At 41.2% G+C, this 18,412-nt stretch carries 20 protein-coding genes and 1 riboswitch; of the genes, 14 read left to right on the top strand and 6 right to left on the bottom strand.

Annotated features, from left to right (window positions below; genetic code table 11):
- The first annotated feature begins 11 nt into the window (after nt 1–11).
- The 6 genes from ABTP35_RS05175 (at nt 12) to ABTP35_RS05150 (ending at nt 7,017) form a co-directional block, all read left to right on the top strand.
- Nucleotides 12–272, top strand: a complete 261-nt coding sequence (locus tag ABTP35_RS05175) for a YkoF family thiamine/hydroxymethylpyrimidine-binding protein (protein ID WP_293298694.1) — start codon at nt 12–14, stop codon at nt 270–272.
- Complete coding sequence (pnuC, locus tag ABTP35_RS05170) at nt 256–891, top strand: nicotinamide riboside transporter PnuC (RefSeq protein ID WP_224836223.1); 636 nt, start codon at nt 256–258, stop codon at nt 889–891. The genes ABTP35_RS05175 and pnuC overlap by 17 nt, the downstream gene beginning before the upstream one ends.
- Nucleotides 852–1,433, top strand: coding sequence for an AAA family ATPase (locus ABTP35_RS05165; RefSeq protein WP_224836224.1), 582 nt, complete (start codon nt 852–854; stop codon nt 1,431–1,433). Before pnuC ends, ABTP35_RS05165 begins: the two co-directional genes overlap by 40 nt.
- On the top strand, nt 1,414–2,949 hold the full coding sequence (locus ABTP35_RS05160) for a DUF4301 family protein (RefSeq protein ID WP_293298697.1): 1,536 nt from the start codon (nt 1,414–1,416) through the stop codon (nt 2,947–2,949). Before ABTP35_RS05165 ends, ABTP35_RS05160 begins: the two co-directional genes overlap by 20 nt.
- Nucleotides 2,950–3,484: 535 nt before the next feature.
- A riboswitch (TPP riboswitch) is annotated at nt 3,485–3,578 on the top strand.
- 141 nt (nt 3,579–3,719) lie between these two features.
- Nucleotides 3,720–5,921 carry a TonB-dependent receptor domain-containing protein gene (locus ABTP35_RS05155; protein ID WP_293298700.1) on the top strand — a complete coding sequence of 734 codons (2,202 nt, stop codon included), beginning with the start codon at nt 3,720–3,722 and terminating at the stop codon, nt 5,919–5,921.
- 94 nt (nt 5,922–6,015) lie between these two features.
- On the top strand, nt 6,016–7,017 hold the full coding sequence (locus tag ABTP35_RS05150) for a Gfo/Idh/MocA family protein (RefSeq protein ID WP_293298703.1): 1,002 nt from the start codon (nt 6,016–6,018) through the stop codon (nt 7,015–7,017).
- Here the strand turns inward: ABTP35_RS05150 and ABTP35_RS05145 are convergent, their stop codons facing one another.
- A complete protein-coding gene (locus ABTP35_RS05145; RefSeq protein WP_224836228.1) occupies nt 7,018–7,455 on the bottom strand; it encodes a hypothetical protein in 438 nt (145 codons plus the stop codon).
- A 187-nt stretch (nt 7,456–7,642) separates the two neighbouring features.
- Between ABTP35_RS05145 and greA the strand changes: the two genes are divergently transcribed.
- Nucleotides 7,643–8,119, top strand: coding sequence for a transcription elongation factor GreA (greA, locus tag ABTP35_RS05140; protein WP_207028130.1), 477 nt, complete (start codon nt 7,643–7,645; stop codon nt 8,117–8,119).
- A 67-nt stretch (nt 8,120–8,186) separates the two neighbouring features.
- Nucleotides 8,187–8,579 carry an HIT family protein gene (locus ABTP35_RS05135; protein WP_293298710.1) on the top strand — a complete coding sequence of 131 codons (393 nt, stop codon included), beginning with the start codon at nt 8,187–8,189 and terminating at the stop codon, nt 8,577–8,579.
- Here ABTP35_RS05135 and ABTP35_RS05130 read toward each other — a convergent pair.
- Together ABTP35_RS05130 and ABTP35_RS05125 are read right to left on the bottom strand one after the other, a co-directional pair.
- The gene (locus tag ABTP35_RS05130) at nt 8,572–8,922 is read right to left on the bottom strand and encodes a hypothetical protein (RefSeq protein WP_224836231.1); all 351 of its coding nucleotides are present in this window, start codon (nt 8,920–8,922) and stop codon (nt 8,572–8,574) included. The two genes, ABTP35_RS05135 and ABTP35_RS05130, sit on opposite strands and share 8 nt — an antisense overlap.
- Before the next feature lie 9 nt (nt 8,923–8,931).
- On the bottom strand, nt 8,932–10,077 hold the full coding sequence (locus ABTP35_RS05125) for a PAS domain-containing sensor histidine kinase (protein ID WP_252080771.1): 1,146 nt from the start codon (nt 10,075–10,077) through the stop codon (nt 8,932–8,934).
- A 120-nt stretch (nt 10,078–10,197) separates the two neighbouring features.
- On the opposite strand from ABTP35_RS05125, the gene ABTP35_RS05120 reads away from it, so the two are divergent.
- Complete coding sequence (locus tag ABTP35_RS05120) at nt 10,198–10,575, top strand: DUF3127 domain-containing protein (protein ID WP_224836233.1); 378 nt, start codon at nt 10,198–10,200, stop codon at nt 10,573–10,575.
- An 88-nt stretch (nt 10,576–10,663) separates the two neighbouring features.
- Nucleotides 10,664–11,338 (top strand): leucyl/phenylalanyl-tRNA--protein transferase, encoded by a 675-nt coding sequence (aat, locus tag ABTP35_RS05115; protein ID WP_293298716.1) that lies wholly within the window; start codon nt 10,664–10,666, stop codon nt 11,336–11,338.
- Here the strand turns inward: aat and ABTP35_RS05110 are convergent.
- From ABTP35_RS05110 to ABTP35_RS05100, 3 genes are read right to left on the bottom strand one after another with little or no spacing between them, the layout of a single operon-like run.
- A complete protein-coding gene (locus ABTP35_RS05110) occupies nt 11,309–11,995 on the bottom strand; it encodes a DUF2490 domain-containing protein (protein ID WP_293298719.1) in 687 nt (228 codons plus the stop codon). The two genes, aat and ABTP35_RS05110, sit on opposite strands and share 30 nt — an antisense overlap.
- Complete coding sequence (locus ABTP35_RS05105; RefSeq protein WP_293298722.1) at nt 11,982–12,563, bottom strand: hypothetical protein; 582 nt, start codon at nt 12,561–12,563, stop codon at nt 11,982–11,984. Before ABTP35_RS05105 ends, ABTP35_RS05110 begins: the two co-directional genes overlap by 14 nt.
- The gene (locus ABTP35_RS05100; RefSeq protein WP_293298725.1) at nt 12,553–13,116 is read right to left on the bottom strand and encodes a DNA-3-methyladenine glycosylase I; all 564 of its coding nucleotides are present in this window, start codon (nt 13,114–13,116) and stop codon (nt 12,553–12,555) included. The genes ABTP35_RS05105 and ABTP35_RS05100 overlap by 11 nt, the downstream gene beginning before the upstream one ends.
- 119 nt (nt 13,117–13,235) lie before the next feature.
- Here ABTP35_RS05100 and ABTP35_RS05095 point away from each other — a divergent pair, with 119 nt between their 5' ends.
- Genes ABTP35_RS05095 through ABTP35_RS05080 form a run of 4 tightly spaced genes read left to right on the top strand, consistent with a single transcriptional unit; the run spans nt 13,236 to nt 18,342 of the window.
- Nucleotides 13,236–13,922: a TetR/AcrR family transcriptional regulator gene (locus tag ABTP35_RS05095; protein ID WP_293298728.1), complete on the top strand. Its 687-nt coding sequence runs from the start codon at nt 13,236–13,238 to the stop codon at nt 13,920–13,922.
- On the top strand, nt 13,915–15,582 hold the full coding sequence (locus ABTP35_RS05090) for a peptidase domain-containing ABC transporter (RefSeq protein ID WP_252080766.1): 1,668 nt from the start codon (nt 13,915–13,917) through the stop codon (nt 15,580–15,582). The genes ABTP35_RS05095 and ABTP35_RS05090 overlap by 8 nt, the downstream gene beginning before the upstream one ends.
- A gap of 5 nt (nt 15,583–15,587) precedes the next feature.
- A complete protein-coding gene (locus ABTP35_RS05085) occupies nt 15,588–16,943 on the top strand; it encodes a biotin/lipoyl-binding protein (RefSeq protein WP_293298734.1) in 1,356 nt (451 codons plus the stop codon).
- Nucleotides 16,927–18,342 (top strand): TolC family protein, encoded by a 1,416-nt coding sequence (locus ABTP35_RS05080; RefSeq protein WP_293298737.1) that lies wholly within the window; start codon nt 16,927–16,929, stop codon nt 18,340–18,342. Before ABTP35_RS05085 ends, ABTP35_RS05080 begins: the two co-directional genes overlap by 17 nt.
- The last annotated feature ends 70 nt before the right edge of the window (nt 18,343–18,412 follow it).

Here is an 18,412-nt window from a genome sequence, read left to right as displayed (position 1 = left end):
CATAACCGCCAATGAAAATTTCCGTAGAGCTTACGCTGTCGCCACTTCAAGATGATTTTGAAACTCCTGTCATTGAATTTATCAAAAAAATGCGTGATTCTGGATTGACCATTTTGGAGAATCCATTGAGCACCCAGGTTTTTGGAGATTACGATAGGGTGATGGAAATTCTACAAACAGAAATCAAAAAGAGTTTTGAAAGTTTGGACCATGTGGTTTTGACTATGAAAATGGTGAAATCTGACAGAAGTGAGTATGAACCCCATTTTTGATTTTTTCCTAGGCCCGTACGAGGATAGGGAGCTTTCCCTGATCATACTGGAGGCAACCGCCTTTTTTTTCGGGATTGCCAGTGTGGTCTATGCCAAAAAAGAGGATATTTTGGTATATCCCACAGGTTTGGTCGCTACCGTAATAACCACGTATATTTTTTTTGTGGACAGTTTGTTCGGGGATATGATGATGAATTTTTATTATTCCATGATGAGTATCTATGGCTGGTGGAACTGGGCCCGCAGAAGGGACAATAGGCAGCCCGTGGTGCATATAACCAGAACAAGTTCCAAAGAAAAATGGATCGGTTTCGGCTTTTTTGTGCTGACCATGTTGGTCACCTATGGCGTGTATAAAATCTTCGGTGCCGAAATCGGTCCGACCAATTATGTGGACATATTTACATCGGGTGTTTTTTTTACGGCAATGTGGTATATGGCCAATAAAAAATTGGAAAACTGGACCCTTTGGATATTGGGTGATTTAATAACCGTACCTTTGTATGCGTATAGGGGATGGGGTATGTTCTCTTTGCAATACCTCATTTTTACTGTGTTGGCAATACAGGGATATTTAGCATGGAAGAAAAGCTTGGGCAAGAGCCCTCAAACCTCATAAAAGTAGTCCTGTTCGGACCAGAATCCACAGGGAAGACCACACTGTCCAAACAACTGGCAGCGCATTACCAAACAGAATGGGTGCCCGAGTACGCCCGCGAATATCTACAAGACAAATGGGACCGAGAACAGAAAACTTGTGAACCTCATGATCTGCCCCCAATTGCATACGGGCAAATGGCATTGGAGAACAAATTGGCCAAAAAAGCCAATAAGGTCTTGATATGCGATACTGATCTTTTGGAAACCAAAGTGTATTCAGAGGCTTATTATGATAGTACTTGTGATCCATTGATAGAAAAATATGCACTCCAAAACAGTTACGATCTTTATTTTTTGACCTATATAGATACGCCCTGGGTGGCAGATGATCTGAGGGACAAGCCGGACGAAAGAGAGCGTATGTTCGGATATTTTAAGGAGGCTTTGGAACAGAATAATAGGAAATTCATTAAATTAAGGGGTGATAAAGCATCAAGGCTTAAAACAGCAATTGAACATATAGATAAACTACTCCAAAAACATGATCGAATTAAGTCCTAAAGACTTGGAACAACTGGATTCCAAAGGAATATCCAAAGAAAAAGTAGAAAATCAGATACAAACATTTAAAGATGGGATTCCCTTTGTGCAGCTATCGCAAGCAGCTGTAGTGGGCAATGGCATACTTCGATTTTCCGAGAAAGAACAGTTAGATCTTCTGCAGTATTTTGAAGACCATCGCTCAGAACTGGACCTTTTAAAGTTTGTGCCCGCTTCGGGCGCGGCATCCAGAATGTTCAAGGCCATGTTCAACTTTTTGGACAGTTACGATCCATCAAAAGAAAAACTCTCCGAATATATCGATAGAGCAGGGGATACCGATGCCAAAAAGTTTACGGATAACCTATCCAGTTTTCCATTTTATGACCGGATTATGACCAGGATCAAGGGAAAAGCATCCAATGGAGACGAAGAAGCTTTTCTTTTTGTAAAGGAAATGTTGATGGAAAGTGGACTTAATTATGGATTTTATCCCAAAGGATTATTGCCATTCCATCAGTATGAAACTGGTGCGGCAACACCTTTTGAGGAACATTTAAAAGAGGCCGTACTTTACGCAAAAACCAAAGGTAGGGCAAATCTCCATTTTACCGTATCCGAACAGCACGATGCCATGTTTGCCGAAGAAGAAGCACAGGTGGGGCCAAAAATTTCAGAAAAAACGGACACCAGTTTTAATATCTCGTACTCAAATCAAAAACCATCTACCGATACCATTGCCGTGGATATGGACAACAAGCCCTTTAAAAATAATGATGGTTCTATCTTGTTTCGTCCAGGTGGGCACGGAGCACTTATTGAAAACTTGAATGATCAAGATGCCGACATAGTCTTTATTAAAAACATAGACAACGTTGTTATCGATAAGAATCTCGAAACCGTGGCCAATAGCAAAAAAATGTTGGCAGGAGTCCTTAAGAAAGTGCAGGACAAAGCCTTTGCGTATGCCAAACTGTTGGAGGGTGAAGTATCTTTTGAAAAAGCCGATGAGATCAAGGCATTTTTGGAGAAAGACCTAAATGTTCGTATGCCCGGAAATTACGATGATTTTAGTGTAGCGGAGCAAAAATCAATTTTAAAGGATAGGATCGACCGTCCCATCCGTGTATGCGGAATGGTGAAGAACGAAGGAGAACCTGGAGGAGGTCCATTTTGGATAAAAGATAATGAAGGAAATATATCGCTTCAAATTATTGAATCCGCACAGATAGATCAAAACAATAGACAACAAGCTGCCATTTTACAAAACTCCACACATTTTAACCCTGTGGATTTGGTTTGTGGTGTCCGTAATTACAAAGGAGAAAAATATAATCTTTTGGATTTTGTAGATCATAAACAAGGTTTTATAACGGAAAAAACCAAAGAAGGAAAAGAGCTCAAGGCACTCGAGCTTCCAGGTCTGTGGAATGGAGCAATGGCATTTTGGAACACCATTTTTGTGGAGGTGCCCTTGGTTACATTTAATCCGGTAAAAACCGTGAACGATCTTTTAAAGCCTACGCATCAGGTGTAAAACAATATGTTTCAATAAGTTGGAGCCCATTGCATTTTATGTAATGGGTTTTTTGTTTTTGAAAGTGACCAATGAACAAAAGCTGTGTCTTATAAGTAAACACGAAATTATTTTCGGTGATAGAATTGAATTGAGATAATCCGAAAGGGTTATTTAAAGTTGGTTGATTGGTTTGTTAAGAAGCCGTGCATATTGTGCGGCTTTCTTTAAGATCAGGCCCAAATTACAGAACACTATACTTAATACTATGTTTAGCAAAATTGTGCTTATTATGGATTTGATCTCTTTGGGATTGGCTCTATACGTATTGATAATTTATCTGCAGAACAGAAAAAGAGACGAGGATATTAAAAATTAGGGTGATGCTATATAAACACTATCCATGTATTGTCCATTTGCCAGATTATAGATAGCTTTTCCAAGCGATTGTGATCACGCAAAGTGAAAGAGACTGCTTCGGCGGTCTTTTTTATTTGTGGGTAAACGGTTTTCTTGCAATTCGTTTTTAAAAATCATCACAACATCTTACATTTGCCGCATCTCAAAGGGGTGCTTTTACCAAAAGGCTGAGATTATACCCAATGAACCTGGGCGGGTAATGCCGCCAAGGGAATGCGCAGATCGCGCATCTTGGAATTTCTATGTTTCATCAGAAACAAAAATCAATTATTAACAAAGAATAATGACCCCTTTTATTCGTAGCAATTTTACGAATGAAAACCCTTTATTCAATTATGCAGTGCAAGGCCGCAGCACTAAAAAGCGGTTCAATGCGACAGACAAAGAAAAGAAACCGTTATCGCATTACATTTTTGTTGTCCACTCTAGCCCTATTAGGCTTGGCATTTTCTGTAAGTGCACAAGAAGAAATCGACACATTGGAAGGCAAAAAAGTGACTCTGGACGAAGTCTTGGTACAGGGTGTGAGGGCAACCAAGGAATTTCCCATTACATTTTCCGAATTGGACAAAGTGGAACTCGCACCGCGAAATTTGGGGCAGGATATCCCGATTCTAATGAATTTTATGCCCGCTGTGGTAACTACATCCGATGCAGGTGCCGGCGTGGGCTACACGAGCATTCGGGTACGTGGCAGCGACGCCACAAGGGTAAACGTTACCATCAATGGTATACCTTACAACGATGCCGAATCGCATGGTAGTTTTTGGGTGAATATGCCCGATTTCGCTTCTTCAACACAAAATTTGCAATTGCAGCGAGGAGTGGGAACATCTACCAACGGCGCCGGTGCCTTTGGAGCAAGTTTAAACCTGCTTACCGACGCATTTTCCGAAGAAGGATACGCAAGGATCTCGTCTTCTGTGGGCAGTTTTAGTACTTTACGGAACAATGTTAAGTTCAGTACCGGACTGTTGAACGACCATTTTGAATTCTCCGGAAGGTTGTCCAGGATAACTTCGGATGGCTATGTGGACCGTGCATCATCAGAACTGGACGGTTATTTTTTACAAGGGGCATATAAAAATGAAAACACCCTGGTAAAAGCCTTGCTTTTTGGAGGCCATGAAATCACCTACCAAGCTTGGAACGGCATCACCGCAGAACAGTTAAGGGACGACCGTACCTATAATTCCGCAGGAGAATATACGGACGACAACGGCACCACCCAATACTACGACAAAGAAGTGGATAATTACAAACAAGATCATTTTCAGTTGCATTGGTACGAAACATGGAACGCTTCTTGGAACACCCATTTTGCCGTACATTATACTCGGGGAAGAGGCTATTTTGAACAATTCAGGGAAGACGATGATTTTGCTACCTATGGATTGGAGCCCATCAGTGTAAATGGAGATTTGGTGGAAACCACCGATTTGATCCGCCGACGATGGTTGGACAATGATTTTTATGGAGGTATTTTTTCCGCGACATATAAAAATAGTGGTATGCAACTTATTGTTGGAGGTGGATACAACGAGTACAAAGGAGACCATTTCGGAGAGATTATCTGGGCCGAATACGCCGGTAGCACCGAAATTAGGGATAGGTATTATGATGATTCCTCCACAAAAACCGATCTGAACTTCTATACTAAAGCCAATTACCAGTTAACGGACCAATGGTCTTTGTTCGGCGACCTACAATATCGTGGCGTATCTTACGAGGCCAATGGGGAGGATACAGGATTAGTGGACGATACCTTTAATTTTTTTAACCCAAAAGCAGGTGTAACTTTCGATTTGAATCGGAACCATAACTTTTATCTATCCTACGCCAGGGCCAATCGTGAGCCCAACCGTAACGATTACGAAAGTGGAAGTCCAAAACCGGAAAAATTGAACGATTTTGAGCTAGGATGGCGATACGTTTCCCCTAGTTTTCAGGTAAACACCAATGTATATTATATGCGTTACAAAGATCAGTTGGTGCTTACCGGTGAATTGAACGACGTTGGAGCACCATTACGTTCCAATGTGGGCGATAGTTATAGGTTGGGGCTCGAAATCGATGCTTCCGTCAATTTGTCCAATGTCTTTACTTGGAGGCCCAACATCGCCTTGAGCGATAACCGTAACCTCGATTTTTATTTTGAAAGAGATGGTGAGCTTCAAAATTTAGGGAATACAAATATTGCCTATTCTCCCAAATTGATTGCAGGGAACATTATCACGTATTCGCCAGATCAAGATTTTCAACTGTCCATTCTGTCAAAATTTGTGGGCAAACAGTACATGGGCAATATCGATTCGGACAATTCTGTACTGGATAGCTATTCACAAACGGATTTGAATGTGCAGTACACCATACAAACCAATTCTTTTGTAAAAAGTATTGTGTTTTCTGGTTTGGTCAATAACATTTTTGATGCAGATATTGTTTCCAATGGGTATTTTTACACCTTTGATGACGATTACTCCAATCCAGGAACCGTTACTACCATTGAAGGGGCCGGTTATTACCCGCAAGCAGGGATTAATTTTTTATTGGGAGCGACCATCAATTTTTAAAAGAAAAGTAAGTTCGGGATAACCCTAAAGGGTTATGTACCGGGATTTGATTTTTGATACATTTTTTATATCGGGATTCTGTAATTTTAACACAATGACAGAATCCCGTTTTAATTTTTCCGAAAAACACCCTCTTAGGTGGGGGGTAATAGGTTGTGGTAGCGTAGCCGAGAAAAAAAGTGTGCCTGCCTATCAGAAGACCAAGGGCTTCCTGGTGGAATCGGTAATGCGAAGAAATGCAGTGAAAGCCCAAGACTATGCCAACCGGCACCAAATCGCACAATGGACAACCGATGCGGATAAAGTGATCAACAATCCGGATATCGATGCGGTTTATATTGCAACGCCTCCCGACACACATAAATTTTACGCTTTAAAAGTTGCCGAGGCAGGAAAGCCTTGCTGTTTGGAAAAACCCATGGCTCCTACATACCGGGAGAGTTTAGCCGTATATGAAGCTTTTAAAAGCAAGGATATTCCGCTTTTTATCGCCTATTATCGTCGTTCGTCACCAAGGTTTTTACAAGTAAAACAGTGGTTGGAGGACGGTCTGATTGGAGAAGTAAGGCATATTCACTGGCAAAAAACAAAACCCCCGAACCCAATCGATTTATCGGAATCGTACAACTGGCGAACCGATGTTAATATTGCCCGAGGAGGATATTTTGATGATCTGGCAAGCCATGGTTTGGACCTGTTTACGTTTCTTTTGGGAAACATTAAAAAGGTCAGTGGGTTTGGAACCAATCAACTTGGTCTGTACCCCGCTTTCGATGCCGTTACTGCACATTGGGTGCACGAAGGTGGCACAACCGGAAGTGGCAGTTGGAATTTTGGTACGCATCACCGATCGGACAATGTTGAGATTTTGGGTTCACAAGGGCGAATAAAGTTTTCGGTTTTGGATGAAGCACCCATCGAACTAGAGAACCCATCAGGCTATCAACGGATACATATTGATCACCCAGAACACATTCAACAACACCATGTGGAACATATAAAACAGCATCTTTTGGGTGCGGTGGTTCACCCATCAACGGGAAGAACGGGATTGCATACCAGTTGGGTAATGGAGCAAATTCTAAAACAAAAGTGATCAGTTGGAAATAATCACCGTATTTCCACTCTGCGTAGCATTGTAAAAAAGAAGGTCGTAATAACGGTTGCCGTCATCTGGTCTGTCCAGTTGTTGCCCTGTAAAAAGGCTATACGTATATCCCTCGCAACCGCAGACAACATTCTGTCCGTCAATCGTCATGGTAGAGCAATTGTTCGGTGTGTGGTTGGGGCAACTGGCCTCAAAGGCATAAAAGGTATTTAAACTCGATTTTATAACAAAAGCCCCACGGGTACCAACACCATTGTTGCCAACGTAAACAGGATTTCCAATATTGTTGAGGTCGTTGTAAAGCGGTAGGTTGAGGTTGAGTTCAAAGCGGAACCGAACCTCTTGCAAATATGGATTTCGATTGGATGAATCCGAGCTACACGACAGAATAACGGCTAAAAGAACAATGGCCCAGAACTGTTTCATAATCAAAGTTTGAATGTCTTTCCGAGACAAAGTTGATGAAAAATTGTATATATTTGCGTTAAATCCTCGCAAAAATACCGTGCAGGTCATGGGTATAGTTGAGGATTTTTTGTATTTATAAAGTAAGCGCGTATTGGGGAAATTTTTTGATTTTCTTCAATGCCCTATTGCATTAAAAATTAACGATATGAGCAAAGTTTCATACTACACGCCCGAAGGACTAAAAAAATTAAGGGACGAACTGAACCACCTGAAAGATGTGGAACGTCCCAAGGCTTCGCAGGCCATTGCCGAAGCAAGGGATAAAGGAGATCTTTCCGAGAACGCAGAATATGATGCGGCCAAAGAAGCACAGGGCCTATTGGAAATGAAAATATCCAAAATGGAAGAAACCCTGGCCAATGCTCGATTAATAGATGAGTCACAATTGGATACCTCCAAAATATTGGTGCTTTCCACGGTTAAGCTCAAGAACCAGGCAAATGGTATGGAAATGAAATACACCTTGGTGGCAGAGAGCGAAGCCGACCTAAAAACAGGAAAAATATCCGTTACCTCCCCTATTGGAAAAGGCTTGTTGGGCAAAAAAGTGGGCGATGTTGCCGAGATCAAAGTGCCCAATGGAACCTTAAAATTTGAGATTTTGGAGATTACACGAGAGTAACCGCTACAAAATTAGTTATATTTAATCCCGTTTTTCAACGGGATTTTTTTATGTAAAACAACGGATAATGGCCAGCATATTCACAAAGATCATAAACGGGGACATACCTTCCTATAAGATAGCGGAAGATGAGGATAACTTTGCTTTTTTGGATATTAATCCAAATACCAAAGGGCATACCTTGTGTGTTCCAAAAAAAGAAGTGGACAAAATCTTAGATCTTGATGAGGAATCGTACATGAAGTTGATGGCCTTTTCCAGAAAGGTGGGGCAGGCCATAGAAAAAGCTGTGCCCTGTAAGCGTGTAGGAATGTCCGTAATCGGGCTCGAAGTTCCACATGTGCATGTGCATTTAATACCTTTGAACACAATGGCAAACGCAACTTTTCAACAAAAAGAAAGTTTGACCACAGAAGAATTCGAAGAAGTGGCCAAGGATATAAGAGCTTACCTCAATTAAAACTTTCCAAGTAAAAATATACCCCAGCAGCTACCAGACATAGCATTAAAATCAGAATAATAAAAAAGAGCATGGTAAACCTTACCGCAGGTCGGTCGGGATTAACCAGTTTGTTGTAGTAATCGTACACACGTTCAATATCCGGGGTCCAATCCACAGGGTAAATCGTCGAGTGGCACTTTTTACATTGGATATCGTGACTCACCACACCTGTGGTCCTGTGATAGAATGCATTAAAAGTATGTTTTTGATAAAAGGTAATCTTAAGTTCCTGATTAAAACACACGGGGCAGTTGTTGGTAATATCAGCTTCTTGAATTACAAGTTTTTTTTCCTTGGCCATAACCTAAATTTATAGTGCTCTTATGGAAATCTGCATGATAGTTCCTTCTTTACTGGACGAAAATACTTTAATTTTTCCTTTATGGTACTCCTCAACGATTCTTTTTACCAAAGAAAGGCCTAATCCCCAACCCCTTTGCTTGGATGTTACCCCTGGGTCAAAAATATTTTGAAAATCACTTTTAGGGATTCCGTGGCCGGTGTCCGAGATCAATATGTTGATATTTTGCCCCTTTTTTTCAATCTGTATGGCAATGTTGCCTTTGCCCTTCATGGCATCGATACCGTTTTTTACCAAATTTTCAATACTCCAGTTGTAGAGTGGGGGATTCATCAATACCATGGCCTGATCCACATTGGAACTAAAAGAAAAATGGACCAATTTGGAACTACGCTGTTTAAGGTAATCATAAGCTTTTTTGGTCTCGTCGACAATATCGTGTTCCCGAAGCTCAGGTATGGAGCCAATTTTGGAAAAACGCTCGGTAATGGTCTCCAAACGGTCGATGTCCTTGGCAATTTCTTGGGTAACCTCAGGGTTGATATCTTCCGATTTGAGCAGTTCGTTCCATCCCAACAAAGAAGTTAAGGGGGTTCCTATCTGGTGCGCGGTTTCCTTGGCCATGCCCGCCCAAAGTTTATTTTGCTCGGAAGCCTTATTGGTACGAAAGAAAAAGAAGATTACGGCGCCAAACAAGAAAATGATTAAAAGTAGGGCCAAAGGGTAGTATTTTAGTTTGTTCAGCACCTCGGAATTGCCATAATATAAGGTTTCCAGCAGTTCGTCTTCCTGAATGATCTGTATGGGCTCATTCTCGTTTTTGAACTGAACGATTTTTTTATGGATATATACACTATCGGTTATTTTGTCCTCCGGGATATTGTGTGTTTTGTAAGAACCCTCCTCGTTGACCAAGATCATGGGGGTCGACGTGTTGTTGCCAAGGACTTTAAGGGTTAGGTTGCCCAGTTCTTGATCTACAGAGGATTGGATGAGCTCCAATTGTGCAGTGGCCCAAATTTCCATCTTTAAACGTTCCTCCTCCTTGAATTTACGGAAGAAACTATTGGTATTCCACAAAATAAGACTGACGATCACGAATGCCGAGATCAGCATTATAATATTGGAGGTTTTCCTTTTTGGACTAAAGTTCATAAAGGTCAATTTCTTTTTAAAGATAACAAATGGAAAACATGTTGATAGTTAGTTGAAATAACGGTGATCCATGGAATTCATTTTATGTATTTTTGAGTTTTCAACAAAAATTAACATTGCATGGAAGTTCAGGGAAGAATAAAAATGATAGACGAGACCAAGACATACGGCAATAATGGTTTCAGAAAAAGAGAGATGGTCGTGACCACCGAAGAGCAATATCCACAACATATAATGATAGAGTTTGTGCAGGATAAATGTGATTTGCTGAACAACTACAGTGTTGGGCAAATGGTCAAAGTAAGTATCAACCTAAGAGGAAGGGAATGGGTAAACCCACAAGGCGAAACCAAATATTTTAACTCTATCCAAGGATGGCGTATAGAAAACTTGCAACAAGAGCAAGGATCGGACAATATGCCACCCGTACCCCCAATGGAAGCTTTTGAGCCTGCGGACGATCTAAATGAGGAGGATCATGATGACCTGCCGTTTTAATCAAAAAAATTAAACAAGTTATAAATGAAATCCGGGCGTTGAGTTCGGATTTTCTTGTTTTGGGACCTATTTGTATTTTTAAGAAAAATTGATCTTGGAAAACACTCCATTACATTTTTTGGGCAAAAGGTTGCAGTTTCCTCCCGTTGAAACTGCTGGAGAAGATGGATTGCTCGCTGTTGGGGGCGATTTATCCCCAGAAAGATTATTGTTGGCCTATAAGAATGGTATTTTCCCTTGGTTCAACGATGATTCCCTGATACTCTGGTGGACACCGGACCCGAGAATGGTCCTTTTTCCAGAAAAGGTGAAGATTTCCAAAAGTATGCGCAAACTGATCCGTGAAGGAAAATTTACCCTTACCCAGAATAAATGTTTTGAGCAAGTCATAGATTATTGCGCTCAAATACATCGAAAAGGGCAAGAGGGTACCTGGATTACACCCGAAATGAAAATGGCCTATATGAATCTCTATAAAAAAGGATTTATTAAATCCTACGAGGTCTGGGAAGATGGCGAACTAGTCGGTGGCTTGTACGGGGTGGACCTGGGACATGTATTTTGTGGAGAAAGTATGTTCAGTCTAACTTCCAATGCATCCAAGTTCGCATTTATAAAAATGGCCCAAGAAATGTATAAAAACGGGTATCGGATCATTGACTGCCAAGTGCATACGGATCACCTGGAAAGTTTGGGTGCCGAATTGCTGCCCAGAAAGGAATTTATGAAAATCCTACAAGGACAACTGCATGCTCGTCAATAGAAAAAGAATGTTTTGTGGTAAAGAGGAGCTGTAATCTTCCAGCCTATATTCAATACCCATTTGAAGCTTTAACCCCCCTTGGAGTTGCCACCCTACCTGGCCGGAAAGGCACGTATCGTATTGTGGTGAAGTACCTTTAGCAACGCTCAGCAAATTTTCCAAACTGCCAACAAAATAAGGTTCGCCCAAGTCCAGTTTTTCCCCGATTAAAGGAAAGTCCATGGCATACCTATATCGAAACCGATGAGTGGTGAGCGATTGGGTAATTCGTTGTTCGGCACGTATCCGATGTCCGTAACGTATGGCATTGGGCCTTTGGGCAATGTTGTATTGTTGGGTTGTTCTCAGTTCATTTTCTTTGTCCTCGAAGTTGTTTCTGAACCTATATTGGACCCCTAGTGCAATACTTTGATTGTCGCGGATATTTAAATTGGAAAAATGGGCAAGGTCCAATTGCCTGGCTCTTAAAAGAAAATCCTCATTGCTAAAAATATAATTTCGGCTCGCCAAAGAAAAGTTGTGGGAGTACGATCCGGCAACCTTGTAGTTGACCGCGATCTGTGGCTGTAAATAGGCCGTTAAGTTTTTTTGGGCCCAAATGGTCGGGGATACCGAAAGTAATAAAACAAACAAAAGCAATCGCTTAGTACAGCACATGGTCATAGCTTGGAGGGAAAGATTTACGAATGGCGATTAGATTTCCGTCGGCATTGAACAAAGCTTCGTATTCTTGAAAACCATTCTTTTCTTTTGCCGAGAATATAAGCTCATAATTTACATCTGGCAAAATTAAATTTTGGAACGCATTGTATAGGGTTTTCTCCACGGACTGTCCTTTGCGGGCCGGATATTGTTGCTGTATTTTCTTTACCCTGTGATTACTGTGGTTTTTTGCCAAATAGTGTTGTATCGCATCCCACGTGGCATTGGGGAGGTCCCGCTCTTTTACTTTAAATTCCACATCTTCCAGAGAACCTTGCTCGTTAAATTCCACGCTGTAATGCAGACGGCCTTTTTTAAATTTGACTTCGTAGCTTTTTTTTGTGCTGTCCGTTTCCTGATAAAAACGAACACGTTTGGCGTTTTGTAGGTATTCTTGGATCAATCCATAGGATTTGGAAGGGAATTGTTCTTGCTCTATTCTGGACTCTCTTTCGTACTTGTTTTGCGCAAACACGGTCTGTGCCATAGCAAGTATTGCCAGTATGATGACTTTATACTTCATGGTATCTAAAACAATTTACTTCGTGGTCGTTTACCATACCAGTGGCCTGCATATGGGCGTAAATAACCGTACTGCCAACAAACTTGAACCCTCGTTTTTTTAGATCCTTGCTAATAATGTCGGATAGTTCGGTAGTGGCAGGAGCATCCCTATAATTTTCCCATTCGTTTTTTATGGGATTGCCGTTCACAAAATCCCAAATATACTTGCTAAAACTACCAAACTCTTTTTGCGTGGCCATAAATGCCCGTGCATTGGATACCGTGGCATTTACTTTAAATTTATTTCTGATGATGCCCGGGTTTTGTAACAGGCTATCGATTTTGGTTTGATTGTATTGAGCAATCTTATTGTAGTCGAAATTATCAAAGGCCTCCCTAAAATTTTCGCGTTTGCGTAAAACAGTGATCCAGCTCAAACCAGCTTGAAACGTTTCAAGTATCAAAAACTCGAAGAGCGTGGAGTCATCCTTAACTGGAACTCCCCATTCCGTGTCGTGGTAAGCTTCGTAGAGTGGGTCGCCCAAGCACCATCCACACCTATGTTTCTTCATCGCAGTTCACTTTTTATCAAAAGTAATGGAAAAAGTCTAGAGTTAATTGAAAGTTAAAGTATTATATAATAATAGTATTACTTTTATATTTGCGAGAGAAAATTTTAAAAGTGTGAGTAATGGATTTACTTATGAAATCCTTAAAAATTGGAGTTAACGAGAAACTTTATATAAAAGACCCGGAGTCTTCCACTTTAGGAAAGAATATTGTGCAGCACAGTATACTGTTGATCGATGAAATCGGGTTTGATCATTTTACCTTCAAAAAACTGGGAGAAAAAATAAACTCCAACGAAAGTTCCATTTATCGGTATTTCGAGAACAAGCATAAACTTCTACTCTATTTGGCCACGTGGTATTGGGGATGGATGGAGTATAGAATGGTTTTTGCCACCAATGGGATATCCGACCCGGTAAAAAAACTGGAAAAGGCGGTGGAGATCTTGACCAAGAGCATTGAGGAGGATACTTCCGTGACCCATGTGAACGAAGTGGTATTGAGCAGATTGATCATAAACGAATACTCCAAATCCTATTTGGTAAAAGAAATCAACCAAGAAAACAAGGACGGTTACTTTGTTGTTTACAAAAGACTGATCAACCGTCTTAGTGATATGATCAAAGCAGTGGACGATCACTATCCTTATCCGATCAGTTTGGCCAGCAACGTTTTGGAAGGATCGCTCCATCAATATTTTTTGCAGGAACATTTCCCTACCATAACCAATTGTAACCATAAGATAACACCAACAACTTTTTTTACAGATTTAATTTTTCGCACCTTAAACAAAAAAGTAAATGGCTAAACATATACTCACGGCTTGGCAACGGTTAACGGGACTTCTGACCTTGGACAAGAAAGACATTTTTCAGATATTTTACTATGCAATTTTTGCCGGATTGGTCAACCTTTCCCTGCCATTGGGGATACAGGCCATAATTAATCTTATACAGGGGGCCAGAGTAAGCACATCGTGGATCGTGCTGGTAGTTTTGGTGACCTTGGGGGTTGCATTTGTAGGTGTTTTGCAATTGATGCAGATACGAATCATTGAAAATTTACAACAGAAAATTTTTACCAGGGCATCTTTTGAGTTTGCTTACCGATTTCCAAAAATTAAGATGAGCGAGTTGAGGTATTACTATCCACCAGAACTTGCCAATCGTTTTTTTGATACGCTGACCGTCCAAAAATCACTGTCCAAAATATTGATAGATTTTCCAGCAGCTTTGTTGCAGATCGTATTTGGTCTGTTGCTGCTATCCTTTTATCATCCGTTCTTTATCATATACGGACTCTTGTTGCTCTTATTGATTTACATCGTATTCAAATTTACGGCACAAAGAGGGTTGGATACCAGTTTGGAAGAATCAAAAATAAAGTACAAAGTGGCGCATTGGGTACAAGAGATCGCCCGATCCATTATTAGTTTTAAACTTTCTGGAAAAACATCCCATGCCTTGGACAAGAACGATGCTCTTGTAAGTGATTATTTAGAGGCCAGGGAAAACCACTTTAAAGTATTGGTCCTACAATTTATTCAAATGATCGGTTTTAAGGTCTTGGTTACGGCTGGATTGTTGTTGATCGGAGGATTATTGGTTCTGGACCAGCAAATGAACATAGGACAGTTCGTAGCTGCGGAAATCATCATTCTTTTGGTGATCAGTTCTGTTGAAAAACTGATTTTGGGATTGGAAACATTTTATGACCTTTTAACCTCTTTAGAAAAAATGGGGCAGGTCGTGGACAAGAAATTGGAGCCCAAAGACGGGGAAACCCCATTCAATGATCAAGATGGGTTAACTATCGAACTACAAGACGTAGTGTACAAGGTTCCCGGACTGGAAAAGAAGATTATAGATAACCTGTCCTTGACCGTTGGTCCCGATTCCAAATTGTTGATATTGGGAAAAAGTGGTTCCGGCCGGTCCACGCTCTTAAGAATGATGGCTGGGATCCTAGAACCCGATTCCGGTAAAATATATGTGAACAATGTATCGCTCCAAGGTGTAAAACTAAGCCAGTACCGTGCATATTTAGGGCATTCCCTTAAAGAAGAATATCCATTCGAAGGAACGCTGTTGGACAATATTACCTTTGGAAACAAAGATATACCGATGGAAGATGTGTACTGGGCCTTGGAGAAAGTGGGGCTTACTGAGTTCGTTAAAGAACAGCCACAGGGACTTAAAACCATCTTGTACCCCGAGGGTAAAAAAATACCGGACTTTATCTCCAGAAAAATTGTTTTGGCACGCAGTGTTGTTACCAGACCAAAGCTAATGATCTTAAAGGACCCTTTGGAGCAATACGATGAAGAAGCAACAGAACGGATGATGGACTTCCTTACGGATCCGGCCAATGGATGGGCACTTGTAGTGGTTAGCGAGAACCCAAAATGGGAGAGTCGCTGTAATCAGATCATTCGAATGGATAACGGTAGATTGACAAACATAAAATAAAGCTCATGCTCAATATTTCTTCCAATAACAAGTTGAACGAGAAAGTGGACCTTACAGGTTATAAGGCGGGCCAAAAAGTCTTTCATAAAAGACATTACAAACATTTTAATCGCTTTTTGGCATATTTTTCCATAACAGTGTTCTTTATGATGTTTTTGCCCTGGACACAGAATATCACGGGTAGAGGGTTCCTTACAACGCTGACACCGGATCAAAGACCGCAGACCATACAGTCCCCGATACCTGGCCGAATAGAAAAATGGTATGTAAGAGAAGGGGACTATGTGCAAAAAGGGGACACCATCCTATATATTTCCGAAGTAAAAAGTGAGTATTTCGACCCCAATTTGGTAGAGCGCACCGGTCAGCAGATCAAAGCAAAGGAAATGGCCGTAACGTCGTATCAGGAAAAGGTCAAAGCGCTGAACCAACAAATAAATGCACTCAAAAGTGAGTTGGGACTAAAATTGGAGCAAGCCCGAAATAAATTGGTGCAGTCCAAATTAAAGGTGAAAAGCGACAGTATTGATCTGGAAGCGGCAAACACCAACATTACCATTGCCCAACGGCAGTACGATCGTACTCAAAAATTACAAGAAGAAGGCCTAAAAGCTGTGACAGATGTTGAGGAGAAACGCCTTAAGTTGCAAGAGACCCAGGCCAAATTGATAAGTCAGGAAAACAAATTGTTGACCAGTAAAAACGATGTGATCAATGCGCAAGTGGAAATCAATAGGGTAAAGGCGGAGTATACGGATAAGATTTCCAAGGCACAGAGCGATCTTTACACGGCGCAATCCAATCAGTTCGATTCCGAGGCACAGGTAACAAAATTGGAGAATCAATATACCAACTACGAGATGAGGAACAATATGCTGTACATACGTGCTCCTCAAAATGGGTATATTACAAAGGCGATCCAATCCGGAATCGGGGAAACTTTTAAAGAAGGTGCCCAATTGGTAGGTATAATGCCCGCTAATTATGATGTGGCCGTAGAAACATTTGTGGAGCCCATAGATTTGCCTTTGATCCATTTGGATGAAAAAGTGCGGATTCAGTTTGATGGGTGGCCGGCTATCGTATTTAGCGGCTGGCCCAATGCATCCTACGGTACTTTTGGCGGTAAGGTCGTGGCCATCGAAAACTTCATCAGCCCCAATGGGAAATACCGGGTACTATTGGCGCCGGACGAAGAAGAAGCCCCATGGCCAAAAGATATTCGTGTAGGATCCGGAGCAAGTACCATCGCACTTTTGGAAGACGTTCCGGTTTGGTTTGAATTGTGGAGACAGCTCAACGGCTTCCCTCCAAATTATTATCAACCCCAAAATACTAGCGCAAATGCCACAAAGAAATAGAAGCCAACTTTTATTTTTTGCCCTACTGATCTTTGCTACCTGTACATTTTATGCACAACAAGATGTATCGGTGCTCGGCTTTAAGGAATATTTGGGGTATGTAAAAAAATATCACCCCATTGCCAAGCAGGCACAACTGAATATTGCCATAGGGCAGGCCAACCTTATGAAAGCAAGGGGTGGTTTTGACCCTAAAGTTGAGGTAGATTACGATACCAAAGAGTTTAAAGGGACCGAGTATTGGGATCGATTGAATACGACTTTTAAGATACCTACATGGTTTGGTATTGAGCTAAAAGGGAATTATCAACAGCGTGAGGGTACCTATCTCAATCCCGACGAGACTTTGCCAGATGATGGTCTGTACAGTGCAGGGGTCTCCATGTCCGTATTGCAAGGATTTTGGATCAATGAGCGAATGGCAACCTTAAAAAGGGCAAAGTTTTTTAGGGAACAGACCAAAGCCGAACAAGATCTACAGGTAAACCAAGTCTTATACAATGCCTCATTGGCCTATTTTGATTGGTTAAGGGCCTTTAAGGATGCCGAAGTGTACCGGGATTTTTTACAAAATGCCGAAACTCGTTTTCAGGGGGTCAAGGAAAGTGCCATGGCCGGCGAAGTTGCCATGATCGATACAGTAGAGGCAAAAATTGCTGTTCGAAACCGGGATTTAGGTTATCAACAAGCCAAGGTGAAACTGATGAAAAAATCACTCGAACTCAGTAATTACCTATGGATCGAGGATGTGCCCGTTGAGCTTCAACCTGGGGTAAGACCTAATTTGGAGCCCGAGATGGATATCAATTCAACATTGGAGATCGAGGGTATGCCATTGGATAGCTTCAGTTTGGCATCACATCCGAAACTTTTGTCATTGAACTATAAAATAGAAGGGTTGACGGTTGACAAAAGATTGAAAGCCAATAAACTATTGCCAAAATTAAAGGCGGAATACAATTTTATAACCGAAACACCAGAATTCATAAACTCATTTGTTACCGAGAACTACAAAGCGGGCTTAAGTTTTCAAATGCCCATATTCCTGCGCAAGGAACGTGGAGACCTAAAATTGGCAAAATTTAAACTCAGGGATGCCGAATATGAGCGCGACAATGCCGAAGTGGAAATTCAGAACAAAGTAATTGCCATTTATAACGAGTTGGACTCTTTTACCCAACAAAATCAACTCATCCGGGATATAGTAAATGACTATTCCACGATGTTGACCGCCGAAGAACGTAAATTCAGTTTTGGGGAAAGTTCCCTGTTTTTGATCAATTCCAGGGAAAGCAAGCTTATCGATGCTTACATAAAGCAGAACGAAATGCAGAACAAATTTTTCCATGCCAAAGCGATGTTGTTCAAGAGTTTGGCCATTAACCCCAAAGCATTGTAAGGAATAGCCTCTAATAACTACCAATGACAAAAGTCAGAAAATGGGTGGATGGCCCAATGTACTTTTGAAA

This window comes from Flagellimonas alginilytica, from assembly GCF_042134605.1.
Taxonomy (GTDB): Bacteria; Bacteroidota; Bacteroidia; order Flavobacteriales; family Flavobacteriaceae; genus Flagellimonas; species Flagellimonas alginolytica.
The sequence above is the reverse complement of the archived record's forward strand: the minus strand, read 5'-3'. Positions and strand labels throughout refer to the sequence as shown.